General features: G+C 31.5%; 19 protein-coding genes and 1 tRNA gene. 5 read left to right on the top strand and 15 right to left on the bottom strand.

Annotated features, from left to right (window positions below; genetic code table 11):
* Both ABD939_RS15470 and ABD939_RS15465 read right to left on the bottom strand, forming a co-directional pair.
* Positions 1-3,532: M14 family zinc carboxypeptidase (locus ABD939_RS15470; protein ID WP_345170446.1), on the bottom strand; the 3,532-nt coding region annotated here is incomplete at its 3' end.
* 290 nt (positions 3,533-3,822) lie between these two features.
* Positions 3,823-3,896 (bottom strand) — tRNA-Met (locus tag ABD939_RS15465).
* Between the two features lie 130 nt (positions 3,897-4,026).
* Between ABD939_RS15465 and ABD939_RS15460 the strand changes: the two genes are divergently transcribed.
* Positions 4,027-4,419, top strand: coding sequence for an START-like domain-containing protein (locus ABD939_RS15460; RefSeq protein ID WP_345170444.1), 393 nt, complete (start codon positions 4,027-4,029; stop codon positions 4,417-4,419).
* 58 nt (positions 4,420-4,477) lie between these two features.
* Positions 4,478-5,320, top strand: coding sequence for an aminotransferase class IV (locus ABD939_RS15455; protein ID WP_345170442.1), 843 nt, complete (start codon positions 4,478-4,480; stop codon positions 5,318-5,320).
* Here ABD939_RS15455 and ABD939_RS15450 read toward each other — a convergent pair.
* The 5 genes from ABD939_RS15450 to ABD939_RS15430 form a co-directional block, all read right to left on the bottom strand.
* Entirely contained in the window at positions 5,317-5,877 is a 561-nt protein-coding gene (locus tag ABD939_RS15450; protein WP_345170441.1) for a YqgE/AlgH family protein, read from the bottom strand. The genes ABD939_RS15455 and ABD939_RS15450 overlap by 4 nt on opposite strands.
* Before the next feature lie 122 nt (positions 5,878-5,999).
* A complete protein-coding gene (locus ABD939_RS15445) occupies positions 6,000-6,272 on the bottom strand; it encodes an HU family DNA-binding protein (protein ID WP_034040429.1) in 273 nt (90 codons plus the stop codon).
* 188 nt (positions 6,273-6,460) lie between these two features.
* Positions 6,461-7,408: a methionyl-tRNA formyltransferase gene (fmt, locus tag ABD939_RS15440; protein ID WP_345170435.1), complete on the bottom strand. Its 948-nt coding sequence runs from the start codon at positions 7,406-7,408 to the stop codon at positions 6,461-6,463.
* Entirely contained in the window at positions 7,405-9,306 is a 1,902-nt protein-coding gene (locus tag ABD939_RS15435) for a RecQ family ATP-dependent DNA helicase (protein ID WP_345170433.1), read from the bottom strand. Before ABD939_RS15435 ends, fmt begins: the two co-directional genes overlap by 4 nt.
* A 5-nt stretch (positions 9,307-9,311) precedes the next feature.
* On the bottom strand, positions 9,312-9,866 hold the full coding sequence (locus ABD939_RS15430) for an AAA family ATPase (protein ID WP_345170431.1): 555 nt from the start codon (positions 9,864-9,866) through the stop codon (positions 9,312-9,314).
* An 89-nt stretch (positions 9,867-9,955) separates the two neighbouring features.
* On the opposite strand from ABD939_RS15430, the gene ABD939_RS15425 reads away from it, so the two are divergent.
* The 3 genes from ABD939_RS15425 to murA all read left to right on the top strand — a co-directional run bounded on the left by ABD939_RS15425 (position 9,956) and on the right by murA (position 12,285).
* Positions 9,956-10,249 (top strand): DUF493 family protein, encoded by a 294-nt coding sequence (locus ABD939_RS15425; protein ID WP_345170429.1) that lies wholly within the window; start codon positions 9,956-9,958, stop codon positions 10,247-10,249.
* 68 nt (positions 10,250-10,317) lie between these two features.
* Positions 10,318-10,965 carry a DUF4290 domain-containing protein gene (locus ABD939_RS15420; protein WP_345170428.1) on the top strand — a complete coding sequence of 216 codons (648 nt, stop codon included), beginning with the start codon at positions 10,318-10,320 and terminating at the stop codon, positions 10,963-10,965.
* 9 nt (positions 10,966-10,974) lie between these two features.
* Complete coding sequence (murA, locus tag ABD939_RS15415; RefSeq protein WP_345170426.1) at positions 10,975-12,285, top strand: UDP-N-acetylglucosamine 1-carboxyvinyltransferase; 1,311 nt, start codon at positions 10,975-10,977, stop codon at positions 12,283-12,285.
* Between the two features lie 15 nt (positions 12,286-12,300).
* Here murA and ABD939_RS15410 read toward each other — a convergent pair whose 3' ends face one another.
* From ABD939_RS15410 to ABD939_RS15375, 8 genes are all read right to left on the bottom strand, one after another.
* A complete protein-coding gene (locus tag ABD939_RS15410) occupies positions 12,301-12,678 on the bottom strand; it encodes a hypothetical protein (RefSeq protein WP_345170424.1) in 378 nt (125 codons plus the stop codon).
* A gap of 109 nt (positions 12,679-12,787) precedes the next feature.
* Positions 12,788-14,095: a cryptochrome/photolyase family protein gene (locus ABD939_RS15405; RefSeq protein ID WP_345170422.1), complete on the bottom strand. Its 1,308-nt coding sequence runs from the start codon at positions 14,093-14,095 to the stop codon at positions 12,788-12,790.
* A 1-nt stretch (position 14,096) separates the two neighbouring features.
* Complete coding sequence (locus ABD939_RS15400; protein ID WP_345170420.1) at positions 14,097-14,564, bottom strand: SRPBCC family protein; 468 nt, start codon at positions 14,562-14,564, stop codon at positions 14,097-14,099.
* Positions 14,565-14,604: 40 nt separating this feature from the next.
* Positions 14,605-15,066 carry a TspO/MBR family protein gene (locus ABD939_RS15395; protein WP_345170418.1) on the bottom strand — a complete coding sequence of 154 codons (462 nt, stop codon included), beginning with the start codon at positions 15,064-15,066 and terminating at the stop codon, positions 14,605-14,607.
* Positions 15,063-15,239 carry a Lacal_2735 family protein gene (locus tag ABD939_RS15390; RefSeq protein ID WP_345170416.1) on the bottom strand — a complete coding sequence of 59 codons (177 nt, stop codon included), beginning with the start codon at positions 15,237-15,239 and terminating at the stop codon, positions 15,063-15,065. The genes ABD939_RS15395 and ABD939_RS15390 overlap by 4 nt, the downstream gene beginning before the upstream one ends.
* 4 nt (positions 15,240-15,243) lie before the next feature.
* The gene (locus ABD939_RS15385) at positions 15,244-15,780 is read right to left on the bottom strand and encodes a glutathione peroxidase (RefSeq protein WP_345170414.1); all 537 of its coding nucleotides are present in this window, start codon (positions 15,778-15,780) and stop codon (positions 15,244-15,246) included.
* Positions 15,777-16,460, bottom strand: coding sequence for an SDR family NAD(P)-dependent oxidoreductase (locus tag ABD939_RS15380; RefSeq protein ID WP_345170412.1), 684 nt, complete (start codon positions 16,458-16,460; stop codon positions 15,777-15,779). The genes ABD939_RS15385 and ABD939_RS15380 overlap by 4 nt, the downstream gene beginning before the upstream one ends.
* A gap of 23 nt (positions 16,461-16,483) precedes the next feature.
* Complete coding sequence (locus ABD939_RS15375) at positions 16,484-16,699, bottom strand: hypothetical protein (RefSeq protein ID WP_345170410.1); 216 nt, start codon at positions 16,697-16,699, stop codon at positions 16,484-16,486.
* Between the last annotated feature and the right edge of the window lie 78 nt (positions 16,700-16,777).

Below are 16,777 nucleotides of genomic sequence, written 5' to 3'. Positions count from 1 at the left end.
TATAATCGTTTCCGTTACCGGCAGTCCAGGTGTAAGTTTCCCCAGAACATATGGTAGCATTGGTAACAATATCGGCAGGTTTATTTGCAGTAACTGTTACAACAGCCACACAAGTATCAGTGTTACCTGAGTCACTTGGGTCTGTAGCAGTTAATGTAATATTATTTGTTCCTAAGTCAGAACATGTAAAACTAGATACATCAAGTGATAAGTTTCCAACACTACTTCCGTCATCTACATCACTTGGTAAAATAGTTGCATTACCAAGTCCGTCAAGTAAAACACTAATATTTTGACAAGAAGCAATTGGTGTGAAAACAGAATCTACATTAGCTGTTAGGTTAATTTCATCTATGGCCATATCACTTCTGTAGTTACCTCCTGTAGCTCCAGCAAACCTTATTTTGATGGTTTGACCATCATAAGCACTTAAATCTACAGTTGTCTGTAACCATGGACTAGTTTGGGTAGTTTGTTGTTGACCAGAAATTGTGTTTACTGTTATCCAGCTATTTCCGTTATTTGTACTTACTTCTAAAAGTAAATCTCCCATGTCTCCGGAATTATTATCAAACATATGATAATAAAAAGAGAACATTGTGTCTTTGTAACCTGCTAGGTTGATACATGGGCTGACCAAAGTTACAGTTACACCTGGTCCTACGTTTGATGATCCATTAGCGGTAGAAGCTTCAGTAAAAAAATAACTTCCTGTAAATGCACCACCAGTATTTTCCTCAGTAAAGTCTAAAGTGGGACCAGTTTGACCAGATGTAGTACCCCCTGAAGTTAAAGTCCAGTCTTCATAGTTAGTACCCGGAACATCATTTTCTCCTTGAGTCCAATCTCCAATACCAGAATCAAAATTTTCTGAATATGGAAATGAAGATATTTCAGTTCCTGTACATGCAATTTGAATTACATTGAACGATGTTGTTACTGTTGTAGCAGCGCTGTAGTTAGCATCACCAGCTTGACTTGCTTGAACAACTACGGTACCAGTTGCACCAGTTAACGATACTTGATTACCAACAATAGTTGCTGGTCCTGAAATTATTGAATATGTTACTGGTAAACCTGAACTGGCGGTTGCAGGTGAAAAGTCACTATCTGATGTGTATTTGAAAAGAATGTCATCAAAAGTAATGGTTTGCGAAATACTAGTACCACCAAGTGAAATTACTTGAAAATCATCAAATAGGAATCCATCAAAAGTAGTAGTTAAATCATCTTCTCTGTTGGTGGTGTCAGTTTTAAATTTAAATCGTATTTGAACATCACTCTGACCAATAAATGCTGAATTGTTAGCATCATTAATGTATATTTCTTCCATAACCCACTTATCCATAGAATCACCGTCATAAACGGTTGTACCATTATTAGATTGGTGATCTCTGAAGGCCGTTGAGTTTTTGTTTAAATGAAAATTAGTTAAAGCAGTTGCTGCAGGTTTATTATATCTTCCACAAAGTGCTACCCAACCTGTACCAGCATTATTAGATCTAGCTTCAATCTGAACTAAATCGTAATTACGCTCAAGATCCCACTTAGCATAGAATTGTACTAAAGCCGCAGTTGACGATGATAAATCAACAGAACTGTTAAGAGTTAAGTATTTTTCTTCACTATTTGAATATGATCCTGAAGGAGAATCTGTAATTGCTAAAGAGCCAGAATACGCATCAGTTGTTGTTCCCCATGTACCAGTTCCTGAAGATGTCCAGTTACCAATACCAGTAACGTCAGGATTATCTTGAAATAAAACAGTAGGTTGATAGTGTTTTACAAAATTTGCCTGATACAAAACAAAATCATCATTACTTAAAGTAACTTGAAATTCAATTTCATCATTAGGTTGAATAGAGCCATTTAAAACGTAAGGGACAGATAAGTTACGTTGCTCTAGTTTTGACCAAGTTGTTTGAGTTAATGGAGACGTTAAAGATGTAATATTTGATGATATAGGAGTAACTGTTAATGTAACATCTCCATAAGTTTTACCAAGATATTCAATGCCAAATTCTAAATTACCGCTAGTAGAAGAAATACTACTAGAATTTAAGTCGTGCAATTTTGCAAATTTACCTGAATGCATTACGGCAATCAAATTCATTCGCATAGCACGTTGAGCTATTTCGGTTATTAATGTTGGTGTAGGCCAAAAATCATCACCATTTTCTGGTGTTAGCGCTAATACATCTTTTCCAGATCCAGAGCTTGTTTGTCCTCCAGAAGATACAGAAGGCCCTCCTAACATCCAATCATTTACATCTCCATTAGCTTCATATAAAGAGTTTGGTGCAGAGGCATATATATATCTATTATACTGTGTTAAATCATGGCATAGTTTTGCATATTCATCTTCTCTTCCAGAATCTGTAGCACTAACATTTCCATTGTAAGAAGACGTTACAATAGAGTTTAGACCTCCGTGGTGATTAACGGCAACTTTTATATCGTGAGCAGCAATAAATTCTTGAACAATTTCAGTCTCTGGTTCAGATCCAGCTGTTGGACCTCTATATGTGTTGCTACTTGTAGTAGGAGAAGAACCAGCATTATCCCATCCCCAATAGTAATTAAAGTTTCTGTTTAAATCTACCCCACGTACATTATTATTTGTATTTGTAGTACCGTTATCGGCTACTCCAGGTCTTAAGTTTTTACGTTGTAAACCGCCCCCGTCTGGTGCTATAACTTCATTCCATCTATAACCATCTGGGTTAGCACAAGGCATTACATATATTTCATGATTATCAATAAGGTTTTTAATGAAAGGATCTTTATTATAATTTTCTAGTATGTACCACATAAAGTACACGGTATTCATTAAAGAACTTACTTCACGTGCATGCATAGAACCTGTAATTAAAGTTTCAGGTTCATTAGGTTCGTCTATATCTGGATTATCTGATATTCTTACATAATACAATGTTTGTCCAGACCAAGTTGTAGATCCTGTGTTATTACCGTGAGTAACAGTTCCTGAAGTAGATGCATCAGTTTTTACCGAAATTAAATTAGGGTATAAACTACGCATTAAATCTAATTGAGCTAAAGTTTCGTCAAGGGTTAAAGCTCCCCCCATACTTCCTAAAGTATAGTTTTGAGGTACTGCCCAACTTATTTCGTCGCACTCATCATATTGTGCTGGATTTTTTACTAATAAATCCTTAACACTCTGAGTTTTTTGCGATAACGATTGTAATTTAAGTCTATCTAGTTCTTGTTTAGCCTTAGGTAATTCTCTCAAGTTTCGTTCTCTATAAAACTCCTTTAAATCATCAATTACAACATTATAGCTAATGTTCAGATTATCCAAAAGTTGAATTTCTTGATAGCTTAACTCTAATTCAAGATTATTGTTTACAAACTTACCACCACAAGTGAAATCAATTCCTGACTCCTTAATCTTTAGTAGTTGACTTTGATTTGGATTGGTTATAGAAACCCTTTTTGGTGCAAAAGTTTGCGAAAAACTAAATTGCACAGTAAATAATAGTATTACACTTAAGAGAGTAATTTTTTTCATCAGATTTGGGGATTAAATGAATTTTTACGGGGCTAATATATAATAATAATTGTCTAAAATCCATGAAACGCAAAAAAAACCGATGAAATGCATAAATATTTAGCAGTAAGATATTTAATGTACTGATTATGAAATATTTATAATTTGTAAGAAAAATAACTAAATATTAGGTTATTAATCTGTCATTTTCTTTTAAATAATACTAAAATGGAAGTTTTTTAGCGGCTAAGTATTTAACAACAAACGGTTTAGTAAAAACTAAACCGTTTGTTGTATAATATTTAAATAAGTAGCGAGAGGGGGGCACGATCCCCCGACCTCCGGGTTATGAATCCGACGCTCTAACCAACTGAGCTACCTCGCCATAATGAGGCTGCAAATATAAAAACAATATTATTGTAAGCAAACAGAAGTTGAGTAAAATATTATGAAAAATAGTTGCCATACTTATCAATTAATGTATATATTGGACAAAATAAAATTTAAAAGTATTTATGGACGATAAAATTAAATTTGATATTGAATTTCCAATACATGCATCTCCGCAATTACTCTATCAATATATCTCAACACCGTCTGGTTTGTCTGAGTGGTTTTCAGATAATGTGAATTCTAGAGGTGAACTATTTACTTTTATTTGGGATGATAGTGAAGAACAAGCAAAACTTCTAAACAAAAAAAGTGGCGAACGCGTTAAATTTAGATGGATGGAAGATGAAGAAGATGGTCTGTCATGCTATTTTGAGATTAGAATTCAAGTAGATGAAATTACAAAAGATGTATCGTTAATGGTTTCAGATTTTGCTGAAGAAGATGAAATTGATGAAGCTAAAATGCTTTGGGAAAATCAAATATCAAGTTTAAAGCAAGTATTAGGTTCAGCATAAACACAAAAGCATATTTTAATTTATATTTGCCATTCTCAATAACGAGAATGGTTTTTTTATGATAAATTTTAACGAAAATATTTTAGAGGACAACGCTTTATTGTCAGTTCAAAATAGAGGTTTTGCATATGGTGATGCACTTTTTGAGACTATAAAAATATCTTACGGAAAATTACTTTTTTGGGAAGATCATTATTTTAGGTTAATGGCTTCAATGCGAATTATGCGAATGGAAATACCCATGAATTTCACCATGGAGTATTTAGAAAAACAGATACAAAATACAATAAACGCTAGTCAATTATCAAATGCATCTTCAAGAGTAAAATTAACCGTTTTTAGAAATGAAGGCGGGTTGTACTTACCAGAAACAAATAACGTTGGTTTTGTTATTAGTGTAAAACTAATTGAAAATGATTTTTATATAACTAAGGAAGGTGCTTACAAAGTAGATTTGTTTAAGGATTATTACTTATCACCAAGTTTACTTTCTACCTTAAAAACTAACAATAAATCGCTTAATGTTATTGGTAGTATTTATGCAAAAGAGAATAATTTAAATAACTGCTTGGTTTTAAATACCAATAAGCAAGTTATTGAAGCTTTAAACGGAAATATATTTTTAGTAAAAGGTAAAACCATAAAAACACCACCAATTAGCTCTGGTTGTTTAAAGGGAGTTATGCGTAAACAACTTATAGATATTATTAAGACTATGGCAGAGTATGAGCTTGAAGAGGAACCAATTTCTCCTTTTGAACTTCAAAAAGCAGATGAACTATTTATAACTAATGTTATTGTTGGAATACAACCTATAAGTAATTATAGAAAAAAGCAGTTTGTAAATGAAGTTTCTAAAACATTACTTCAAAAACTAAATGTAAAAATTAGGTTGTCTTAATTAAAACTTGGATTTTCGGGTGCGTTAGACCAAATACTATATTCACCACCAAATTCTAACATTTTTTCTTTCCAGAAATATTCGTAATCTTTCTCGATAATATTCTTTTCATAGCTATTTTCGGTAACGACCCACGAGTTTGCTTTAAGTTCTTCTTCTAATTGATTAGTATCCCAACCAGAATAACCAAGAAAAAATCGAATATCGTTCTCTTTTATGGTGTTATCTGAAATTTGCTCTGCTACTTTGCTAAAATCGCCACCCCAGAAAATACCAAGTGATATTTCAATACTGTTTGGTATTAAGTGAGGTATTTTATGAATAAAATAAAGGTTGTCCTGCTCTACAGGACCTCCATTATAAACTTTAAAAGTAGCTTCTACTTCAGGCACTAAATCTTTTATAGTATATTCCAGCGGTTTGTTAAGTATAAAACCAATAGAACCTTCATCGGTGTGGTCGGCTAATAAAACAATAGATCGGTTAAACGAAACATCGCCAATTATAGCTGGCTCTGCTATTAATAAATTACCTTTTTTTGGTTTTGATGTTACCATACTAGAAATAAATTGATAAATAAATCTAATGTTAATTTATTAAAAAAGCAACTCTTAAGGGTTTTAAAACAAAAAAGCCTTCAAATATTTGAAGGCTTTTTAAATTATTAGGGAAGTAAAACTTAGTTTACTGCACTTGATAAATCTGATCCAGCTTTAAACTTAACAACGTTTTTAGCTTTGATTTTGATAGTTGCTCCAGTTTGAGGATTTCTTCCTTCTCTTGCAGCTCTTTTAGAAACTGACCAAGAACCAAATCCTACTAAAGAAACTCTGTTACCTTTTTGTAAAGCACCTTCAATTTCAATGATAGCACATTCTAAAGCTTTTTTTGCAGCAGCTTTTGTAATTCCTGCGTGTTCTGCCATTGCATCAATTAAATCTGTTTTGTTCATAATGTAATATTTAATTATTAATAAATTGGTTAAACTTTTTTGTTAAATCCTCTACAAATTTATACGGATTATGCAACCATGCAAGTAATAGCAAGGGAAATACAGATGATTGTTGATAACTTAATGCTTTTGTTAATAAAGGAAGTGTATTTCATCGATTTTTTAATAGAATCAGTGATAATAAGGGTTTAGAGCATTTTAGCATCAGTTTCAAAATGATAACCATTTAGAAGCGATTTTGTATCCATTAATTTTTTACCAGGAAGCTTAATTTTCTCTATAATTATATATCCATTTTCAACAGCTACTTTCAATTCCTTTTTAGTTGAGAGTATTAAACCGACTTCAAAATTATGTTTAGAAAATTCTTTTTTTGCTTCATAAATTTTAATATCCAATTCATCAGTACCATTAATTAATTTACACCAAGCAGCAGGGTATGGACTTAAGCCTCGAATTTTATTAATTATATTTTTTATGGAATCTGTCCATTCTATTTTACAATTATCTTTATTTAATTTGTAGGCTGTTTTTATATCTTCAGATTCTATTTGCGGCTTAGTTGTAACATCTCCCTTTTCTATAAGCTTAACTGTTTGTAAAACAAGTTTACTTCCAAGCTCCATTAATTTATCATGCAGACTTCCTGCGTTTTCTGTATCATCAATTTCTATTTCTTTTTGAAGAATCATTTCTCCAGTATCAATTTTTTCATCGATAAAAAAAGTAGAGACACCTGTTTTGATTTCGCCATTAATTACAGCCCAATTTATTGGAGCGGCTCCTCGATAATTGGGTAACAACGATGCATGAAGATTAAATGTGCCATATTCTGGCATTTGCCAAACCACTTTTGGAAGCATCCTAAAGGCAACAACAATTTGAAGATTTGCGTTTAACGCTTTTAATTCGTGTATGAAATCTTCTTTTTTTAAATTGGTAGGTTGCAAAATATTTAGGTTAACAGATTTTGCATATTGTTTAACTGCACTTTCATTTAGTTTTCTTCCACGACCAGCAGGCTTATCTGGAGCAGTTATTACACCAACTATATTATAGTTGTTTTCCACTAACGTTTTTAGTGTATTAACTGCGAAATCTGGAGTGCCCATAAATATGATTCTTAAATCCCTCATAAATGACTTAATTTGTAAGTGTTTGTTTGTGTAATGGTTATAATTTTATGTTCTAACAACAGTTTTAGTACCGTTTTTACTTGGTCTTCAGGAGCGTTTAAAGTAGCAATAATATTTCTTGATGATTTATCACCACTTTCTAATAGTTTTATGACACGTTTTTTTAAAGTATTTATATCTTCTTTGTTGTTCTTTTTGTTATTGTTGCAAACAGAACAAATGCCACAAGGTTCTATATTTTTTTCACCAAAATAGGAGAGTAGTTGTATGCTTTTACAAACCGTATCGTTTTCAATATAATCCAGCATAGCTTTAATTTGATTATGTTTAAGTTTGTTTTGTTGCTCAATATTTTTTGCTATTCTATTTATGGTTTTATCATCTTCTCTTGGCTCAATAAAAGTAACTTGGGCATCTGTTTTAGCTAAATTTAATGTAATAATTTCGTCACGCTCTAATTCTTGTAGAGTATTAATTAATTTACTTTCAGACACTGATGCTTTTTCCGAAACTTTACTCAAATCAATTTTTGATACATGATCAAAAATACCACCATACATTCTTAAAATAGATTTTACAATTATGCTATAATCTTGATGTGTTTCTAAATAATTAAACAATGCTGCATTAGTGATTATAAATTGAGCAGTTACTTTATTTTTAAATTGTTTTGATAGTGTAATTACACTATTTCTGTCTAATAATAGTAATGTATTATAACATAATAGAGCCCCAAATTCGTAAGTTTTACAAAAGGAATTAAAATCAAAATCGAAAGTTTGGTATTCACCTTCACCGTATGATATTTGAAAATAATTACAGAGCTTTCTATAAACTTGCTTCACAAATTTTACTGTAGGTAAAACACTTAAAAACTGATTTTTAACCAGAACGGTATCACTATTATTTTTTAAAATTACAGCATATGCTTTCTCTCCATTTCTTCCAACTCTACCTGCCTCCTGAAAATAACTTTCTATACTTTCAGGTAAATTTAAGTGAATTACTGTTTTTACATCAGGCTTATCTATACCCATTCCAAAGGCATTAGTAGCAACCATGACTTGTTTTTGGTTGTTAAGCCATTCAGTCATGTTTGAGTCTTTTTTAGCATTTTCTAGCCCACCATGATAGTAAGTCGCAGATATGTTTTTAGATTCTAAAAAAGCACTAACATCCAATGTTAGTTTTCTATTTCTAACATATATTATTGACGATTGATTAAATTTCTTTAGAATAGTTTCCAGTTTATAATACTTATCATGTTCATGTAAGACCATATAAGCCAAATTAGGTCTATAAAACGAATGTTTAAATATTTTTGGCTGAATAAAATCGAGTTCTTTAATAATATCATCTACTATTTCTGGCTTAGCAGATGCTGTTAAAGCGATAACATTAACAGATGGTTGTATTTGTCTTAAAACGGCTATGTTTTTGTAAGCAGGCCTAAAATCGCTTCCCCATTGCGAGATACAATGTGCTTCATCAACAGCAATTAAATTAACATGCATTTGTTTAATGCGGTCTTTAACTAACTCTTGCTGTAAGCGTTCTGGTGACAGGTATAAAAATTTGTAATTTCCATAAATACAATTGTCTAAAAGCTTATCTAGTTCGCTGTATGTAATACCACTTGTTAACGCCATTGCTTTGATGCCTTTGTTATTGAGTGACTTTACCTGGTCTTTCATTAACGCAATAAGTGGCGAAACAACTATACAAATCCCTTTTTTAGCTAATGCAGGTATTTGAAAGCACAACGATTTTCCTCCACCTGTTGGTAATAATGCAAAAGTGTCTTCACCTTCTAAAACAGCATTTATTATAGATTCTTGGTTAGGCTTAAACGATGTGAATGTCCAATAGCGCTCTAATATGTTAATGGGATGCTCCAAAAGTTTTAAATACTATTTATTATATAATTAGTACGTTCTTCAACGCTTCCAAAAGGAACCTCAATAATATTGTAGCCAAAATATTTATAAGTCTCTACTAGGTGTTTATGGATGTTTTCAACTTCCTCAAAAGTTTCAAATCGTTCATTATCAGTTTTATAAATGGCTTTCCATGGCGGAAGTAAAAAAAGGGTAGAATAGTTGTGTGTTTTACAAGCATTTGTATATAAATCATCATATACTTGGTTAAAATAATCCATATAAGCTAAAACGTCTGGTATTCCACGATCAAAGAAAATTATTTCATTGCTCAAAGAATTTGACTCTTTAAACTGGTCAATACGACCGTTTAATAAACGCTTGTTAAAATCCATAGGGTCTTTGGCAAACGCAATAGGGTTTGAAACATGCGAAGACTCATTAACCTCTTTTTTTGCTTCAAGTGTTAAGGATCTAATAATTTCATCAAAACAATAGAAGCCTTTTTTTTTCAAAGCATTAATAATTGAGGTTTTGCCTGTGCCTGGGCCTCCAGAAATTACAATTTTTTTAGTATTCAAATGGGATGATTTTGACTGTAAAAATCGTAATTTAACTGCTATAAAAAAAATGGAAACTAAACTGTATATTTGCAGCCAATAAAAAAGCTATGAGTACACCTCCAAATTCAGAAGAATTTTATAAAAAATTAAAAAGTCAGTTATACGATACGGCGCTTTGGCCATCAGAGTATTTGTATAAATTTATAGTGGTTACAGATAAATCTAAAATAATAGAAATAGAGAATCTTTTTAATAATATGGGCGCAGTTATTAAAACAAAAGAGTCTAAAAACGGTAAGTATACAAGTGTTTCTATTAATGTGTCTATGAAAAACCCTGACGCTGTAATAAGCAAATACAAAGAAGTTGCAGAAAATATAGAAGGCGTCATTAGTCTTTAGTTTTTTTTTGTATTTTGCGAGAGCACAATAACTACATGCAACAAAACATTTAACTCTACACATTTATTTTGATAGATAACTTAGAATATAACACAGAGCGTGAGCATCTAATTATTCCTGAATATGGACGCCATATGCAGAAAATGATTAATTACGCAAAAAGCAGAGAGACTAAAGAAGAACGAGAAAAGTTAGCTAAGGCTATTATTTCTGTAATGGGTAATTTACAACCACATTTAAGAGATGTTCCAGATTTTCAACACAAGCTCTGGGATCAACTTTTTATTATGTCTAATTTTGAATTAGATGTAGATTCACCTTACGAAAAGCCAACAAAAGAGATTTATGAAGAGCGTCCAGAGCCTTTAAAGTATCCTCAAAATTTCCCAAAATATCGTTTTTATGGCAACAATATAAAAACAATGATAGATGTTGCAAACACTTGGGAAGAAGGAGAATTAAAAGAAGCTTTAACTTACACTATAGCCAATCATATGAAAAAGTGTTTCTTAAATTGGAATAAGGACACTGTTGAGGATGCTGTTATTTTCGATCATTTATTTGAGCTATCGGGAGGTAAAATTAATTTGAAAGATTCAAAGGAAGATTTATCAGATTCTTCGAGCTTGATGCGAACAAAGTCTAAATACTCAAATAACAACAAAAAAGGCGGTCACCACAAAAAGAATTCTAACCGACAAAGAAAACGCTATTAAATTACATACATGGGAACATTTAAAATTGAAGGTGGGCACCAATTAAAAGGAAAAATACAACCTCAAGGAGCCAAAAACGAAGCTTTACAAATTTTATGTGCAGTTCTACTCACTCCAGAATTAGTTACAATTAATAATATTCCAGATATTGTTGATGTAAATAAACTGATTAATTTATTAAAAAAATTAGGAGTAAAAGTAGAAAAACTATCCCGAACATCATACACATTTCAATCAGACGAATTAGATTTAGAGTACCTAGAATCAGATCAATTTAAAATAGATGGTCGTGGTTTACGAGGGTCAATAATGATAGTTGGTCCACTTTTAGCACGCTTTGGAAAAGGATATATACCAAAACCAGGAGGCGATAAAATAGGACGCAGACGATTAGATACTCATTTTGAAGGTCTTATAAAACTTGGTGCAAAATTTAGATACAGTAAGGAAGATCAATTTTATGGAGTAGAAGCAGATTTTTTAACAGGAACTTATATGCTCCTTGAAGAAGCTTCTGTTACAGGAACAGCAAATATTGTAATGGCTGCTGTTTTAGCAAAAGGACAAACTACAATTTACAATGCAGCATGCGAACCTTATTTGCAGCAGTTATGTAAAATGTTAAATAGAATGGGCGCTAAAATTAGTGGTGTTGGTTCTAACATGTTAATTATTGATGGTGTTGAATACCTTGGAGGAACAGATCACACAATGTTGCCAGATATGATTGAAATTGGTAGTTGGATTGGTTTAGCAGCTATGACTAAAAGCGAGTTAACCATTACTAATGTATCTTGGAACGATTTAGGTATTATACCAAATATTTTCAGAAAACTTGGAATTACTGTTGAAAAACAAGGTGATGATATTCATATACCAGCGCACACAAATGGTTATGAAATACAAAATTTTATTGATGGATCAATTCTAACAATTTCTGATGCACCTTGGCCTGGATTTACACCAGATTTATTAAGTATCATTTTAGTTGTTGCAACGCAAGCAAGAGGTAGTGTTTTAATACACCAAAAGATGTTTGAAAGTCGATTGTTTTTTGTTGACAAGCTAATAGATATGGGTGCTAAAATTATTTTATGCGATCCTCATAGAGCAACAGTTATAGGTCATGATTTTAAATCGACGCTAAAAGCAACAACTATGACCTCGCCAGATATTCGTGCAGGTGTATCGTTACTTATTGCAGCGCTTTCTGCTAAAGGAACTTCAACTATAATGAATATTGAACAAATAGATCGTGGATACGAAAATATTGATGAACGATTAAGAGCTATTGGAGCTAAGATAACACGGTTAGAATAGTCACTTAAATTATTACTATTTAATTTTTATCATTTCTAATACCATATCGTCAATAGCATCATTTTTTGATATACAAATGTAACTATCAGCAAGTGTTTTAATAATTTCAACATGAAAAATTGAGCCAACTATATTTTTAGCATCAGAATTTAAAACTTTATAGCTGGTTAAAATGTATTCACAATCAGACTTCCAATCTACAGAACTAAAAATTTTAATACCTGTTTTTGTACTAGTTTCTATTTGCGTAGAGTCCGTTCTGTTTATTATCCACTCAGAATATTCTGGATTTGAATATTTAAAATCTCCAACTTTAAAATCAGAACATTTTTTCTCTTGTCCATAAATCCCTATGGTTAAACCGAATAGCATAATAAAAATTAGCTTCCTCATTATTTTATTAATTAGAGATTAATCTTAACTAAAAGTAAGAATTTTTACTCTAATTAGCAATACGTAGTTCTGCTTATATTTTGTTTTACTGGTATATAAAAGTATATTCTTAATTATTAAGAGCTTCTTTGTATACTTTTAAGCAACGTTCTCGTGCAAATTTATGATCAACAATTGGGCTAGGGTAGGTGAGTTCTTGAAAATCTGGAGCCCAAGTTTTAATATATTCTAAATCTTTGTCAAACTTTTTTATTTGTGTAGTTGGGTTAAAAATTCTGAAATAAGGAGCAGCATCTACACCAGATCCGGCAACCCATTGCCAATTACCTACGTTACTTGCCATTTCGTAATCATGCAATTTCTCAGCAAAATAAGCTTCTCCCCAACTCCAATCAATAAGTAAATGTTTGCACAAAAAGCTTCCAACTAACATGCGAATACGATTATGCATAAAACCTGTTTCATTTAATTGTCTCATACCAGCATCGACTAATGGGTAACCTGTTTTGCCATCGCACCAATTTTTAAAATCAGTTTCATTATTGTTCCATTCTATACGATCGTATTTAGACTTAAAACTTTTCTTGGAAGTATGAGGAAAGTGCCATAAGATTTGCATAAAAAATTCGCGCCATATTAATTCTTGCCAAAATATCTCGTTTTTTTCAGCTATAGCTTTTTTAATTATTTTACGAATGCTAACTGTACCAAAACGTAGATGGGGTCCTAATTTAGACGTGGCATCTTGAGCAGGAAAATTTCTTGTGTCTTCATAATTTTGAATAAGAGAAGGCGAAACTTTATAGTCTACTATTTTTTGATTTGATTTTTTAAAACCAATGTCTGATAAGCTTAGATTAGGTAAGTTTTTATATTTCAACAAATTATTTAAATAAGGTTTTGTTTCAAAAATTTCAAGATTATAAGACTTGAATTTTTCTTTCCAAAGCTTCATGTAAGGTGTGTAAACAACATATGGGGTGCCATCTTTTTTTACAACATCATCTTTTTCAAAAATAACTTGATCCTTAAAGGTTTTAAATTCAATATTTTTATTGGATAAAAATTCTGTTATTTCATCATCTCGTTCTTTTGCATAAGGCTCGTAATCATGATTTGTGTAAACAGTATTAATTGTGAAATTTTCAACTAGTTTTTTGTAAACTTCAAGTGGTTTACCATAAAACATCGCAATACTACTACCGCAATCTTTTTGTAATAAAGAAGACATGTTTTGAAGTGATTGATGAATGAAAGTAACACGCGCATCATCTTCTGGAAGTTTATCCAGAATATCTGAATCGAAAATAAAAATAGGTAATACCGGAATCTTATCTCTTAATGCATTATAAAACCCAGCGTTATCCTCTAATCTTAAATCGCGGCGAAACCAAAAAACATTAACAGTTCTACTCATTTTATTTTGAATACTTTCCAAATAATTCTTCAAGCTTTGTTGTACGGTAATTAAAAATCTCCTCTAGTTTTGGTTTTACTAAAATAGGGTGGACTAATTGACCAATAATTCCAAATGGAACTTTATAATCAATAATATCTTCCATTTCAACGCCTCCATCAATTTCTTTTATAAAGTGTTTGTGGTGCCATAATGAGTAAGGACCAAACCTTTGTTCGTCAACAAAATAGTGTTTATCTATGCTATGAGTAATTTCAGTCACCCATTTTGTTTTTATTCCTAAAACAGGAGTTACAATATACTGAATAATTTGACCTGCAAACATAGGACGATCGGCACCAGATAAAATATTAAAGCCCATGTAATCTGGGGTAATAGTTTTTAAATTTTTAGGGTCAGATAAAAAATCCCAAGCTTGTTGTAAAGTTATAGGTAAATTTTGTTTTTTATGTAAGCGGTAAATCTTCATGTTAGTAGAGTTAATATTTTATAGTGAGTATAAAACTATTCTAGTTGTAAATTAATATGTATGCATTTAGAGATGTAGCTATACATAACCAAACAAAATAAGGTAATATTAAAATGCTTTTTGCCTCTAAATCGTTGTAATAGTTGAAAAGGAAAATGGCTATTATTATAGTAAGCATAATAATAGAAATTAACCCAACTGTGATTAAATGCTGATTGAAAAATATATAATTCCAAATAACATTTAGCACAAATTGGATTGTAAACAAAATGCTTAGTTTTTTTCGTGGTACTAGGTTATATAAATAAGCCATATATATAGAAAAACAAACCATTATGGTAGACCAAGCTACACCAAAAACCCAACCTGGTGGCGTCCAAGGTGCTTGATTTAAATTTTGATACCATTCAGATTGAGGACCGTTATTCATAAGCCAACTACCAATTGCTAGGGCCCCAAAATTGATTATTAAAAAAACAAATATGTACTTAAGTAATTTCAAGCCTTTCCTGTTTTTATAAAGTCAATTTGCTTTGCTATTTCTTCAGCTTCAGCATACTTTTTGTCACTTTCAGATCTATTAACAGTTGAAAGCGAGTGCCATTCTTTCATAAGTTTTTCATACTTAATTTGAAGCTTATCAACTTCAGTCTTTTTTTTAAATATTCCGAACATAACTTTATTTTAAATGTTTTGTAATTTTAGAACTTAAAGGGCTTGTTGTAGATAGATAATAATCAATCAAATTACCATTAGTATCAACTAAATATTTTTGAAAATTCCATTTAACTGATGAATCTATTTTGCCATTGTTTATTTTCTGCGTCAACCATTTATAAAGCGAATGTTGTGTTTGTCCTTTAACATCAATTTTCTCAGTCATTAAAAACGTAACACCATAATTGACCTCACAGAAGGATTCGATAGTATCAGAGCTTCCAGGTTCTTGACCGCCAAATTGATTGCAAGGCACCCCAATAACTTGAAGTTTATCTTTGAATTGCTCGTGTAACTCTTGCAAATCTTTGTACTGTGGTGTGAAACCACATTTTGATGCTACATTTACAAATAGAATGTTCTTCCCGGTGAATGATGATAAGTCAATATTTACCCCTTGTAATGAATTTATTTTTATATCGTAAATAGAATCAATATTCATTTTTTGAGGTTTTTCTTTCGCAAACAATGTTGCTGTAAATGCTTTTACTGGATTCATATTTTAAAACTTACAATGCCACAATCCATTTCAAAAATTTGTCCAGATAAAGAAGCCGCTTTGTCTGAAATTAAAAATTCAGCCATACCTGCAACTTCTTCCGGATTTAAGAACTTTTTGAGAGGGTGACGTTCTTTTATATTTTCAATCATCTTATCGTTACGAAGAAGCTTAGATGCTAGTTCAGTATCTGTAACTGTAGGTGCGATGGCATTTATTCTAATGGTTGGTGCTAACTCTGCACCCAAAGACTTTACTAAACCTTCAACACCAGATTTTGCCGTAGCTATGCTTGCATGAAAAGGCATGCCTAATTTAGCTGCAACCGTACTAAAAAGTAATATAGATGGTTTTTCACCGTTTTTTAAAATTGGTAAATATTTGTGTACTGCTTTTACCGCACCGAGTACATTAATTTCAAAATCATTTTTAAAATCATCTATACTTAACCTAGAAATAGGTTTTAGGTTGATACTACCAGGGCAATAGATGAGTGCATCTATTTTATCCAAATCTGGTAAATTATCTTTGGTAATGTCACAAGAAAAGTGGTTTAAATTAGCATGTTCCATTTGAGGAGCAGTTCTGCTAATGTTTACAACTTTTGAGTGATTGAGAAGTTTATTTAATATGGCTTTTCCAATGCCCTTACTTCCACCTATTACAACTATTGTTTTCATATGGTTTCAGGGCATTTTTTCTTTTATGGCCTGCCCTTTAGCCTTTTTTCTATTTTTTGCTTAATTACAGTTAAGCGTTTCATTAAATCCATTATTTCAGGATCTTTATCTTTTTTATAAACTGTATTTAAACTCAATATTAAATCTTTAACCTCTCTAGACGATTCTATACGCTCACTTGTAGTTTTAAAGGTGTGTCTGCGTTGTTCGAATTCTAGAGCCCTATCAATAATCTCCATAATTTTTTAATCTTTAATCTAATTTTTTATTATAAATGTGAAACATTGTTTTTTCACAATTTCACAATATAATAAAAT

This window comes from Algibacter aquimarinus, from assembly GCF_039543265.1.
Classification (GTDB): Bacteria; Bacteroidota; Bacteroidia; order Flavobacteriales; family Flavobacteriaceae; genus Algibacter_B; species Algibacter_B aquimarinus.
The sequence above is the reverse complement of the archived record's forward strand: the minus strand, read 5'-3'. Positions and strand labels throughout refer to the sequence as shown.

Bases quoted from the DNA above. Each gene is read 5' to 3' on its own strand.
- ABD939_RS15380 (WP_345170412.1), bottom strand. From the start codon at position 16,460: ATGAAAACAATAGTTGTAATAGGTGGAAGTAAGGGCATTGGAAAAGCC.
- ABD939_RS15410 (WP_345170424.1), bottom strand. From the start codon at position 12,678: ATGAGGAAGCTAATTTTTATTATGCTATTCGGTTTAACCATAGGGATT.
- ABD939_RS15455 (WP_345170442.1), top strand. From the start codon at position 4,478: ATGATAAATTTTAACGAAAATATTTTAGAGGACAACGCTTTATTGTCA.
- ABD939_RS15425 (WP_345170429.1), top strand. From the start codon at position 9,956: ATGAGTACACCTCCAAATTCAGAAGAATTTTATAAAAAATTAAAAAGT.
- ABD939_RS15400 (WP_345170420.1), bottom strand. From the start codon at position 14,564: ATGAAGATTTACCGCTTACATAAAAAACAAAATTTACCTATAACTTTA.
- ABD939_RS15460 (WP_345170444.1), top strand. From the start codon at position 4,027: ATGGACGATAAAATTAAATTTGATATTGAATTTCCAATACATGCATCT.
- fmt (WP_345170435.1), bottom strand. From the start codon at position 7,408: ATGAGGGATTTAAGAATCATATTTATGGGCACTCCAGATTTCGCAGTT.
- ABD939_RS15390 (WP_345170416.1), bottom strand. From the start codon at position 15,239: ATGTTCGGAATATTTAAAAAAAAGACTGAAGTTGATAAGCTTCAAATT.
- murA (WP_345170426.1), top strand. From the start codon at position 10,975: ATGGGAACATTTAAAATTGAAGGTGGGCACCAATTAAAAGGAAAAATA.
- ABD939_RS15375 (WP_345170410.1), bottom strand. From the start codon at position 16,699: ATGGAGATTATTGATAGGGCTCTAGAATTCGAACAACGCAGACACACC.
- ABD939_RS15405 (WP_345170422.1), bottom strand. From the start codon at position 14,095: ATGAGTAGAACTGTTAATGTTTTTTGGTTTCGCCGCGATTTAAGATTA.
- ABD939_RS15385 (WP_345170414.1), bottom strand. From the start codon at position 15,780: ATGAATCCAGTAAAAGCATTTACAGCAACATTGTTTGCGAAAGAAAAA.
- ABD939_RS15450 (WP_345170441.1), bottom strand. From the start codon at position 5,877: ATGGTAACATCAAAACCAAAAAAAGGTAATTTATTAATAGCAGAGCCA.
- ABD939_RS15445 (WP_034040429.1), bottom strand. From the start codon at position 6,272: ATGAACAAAACAGATTTAATTGATGCAATGGCAGAACACGCAGGAATT.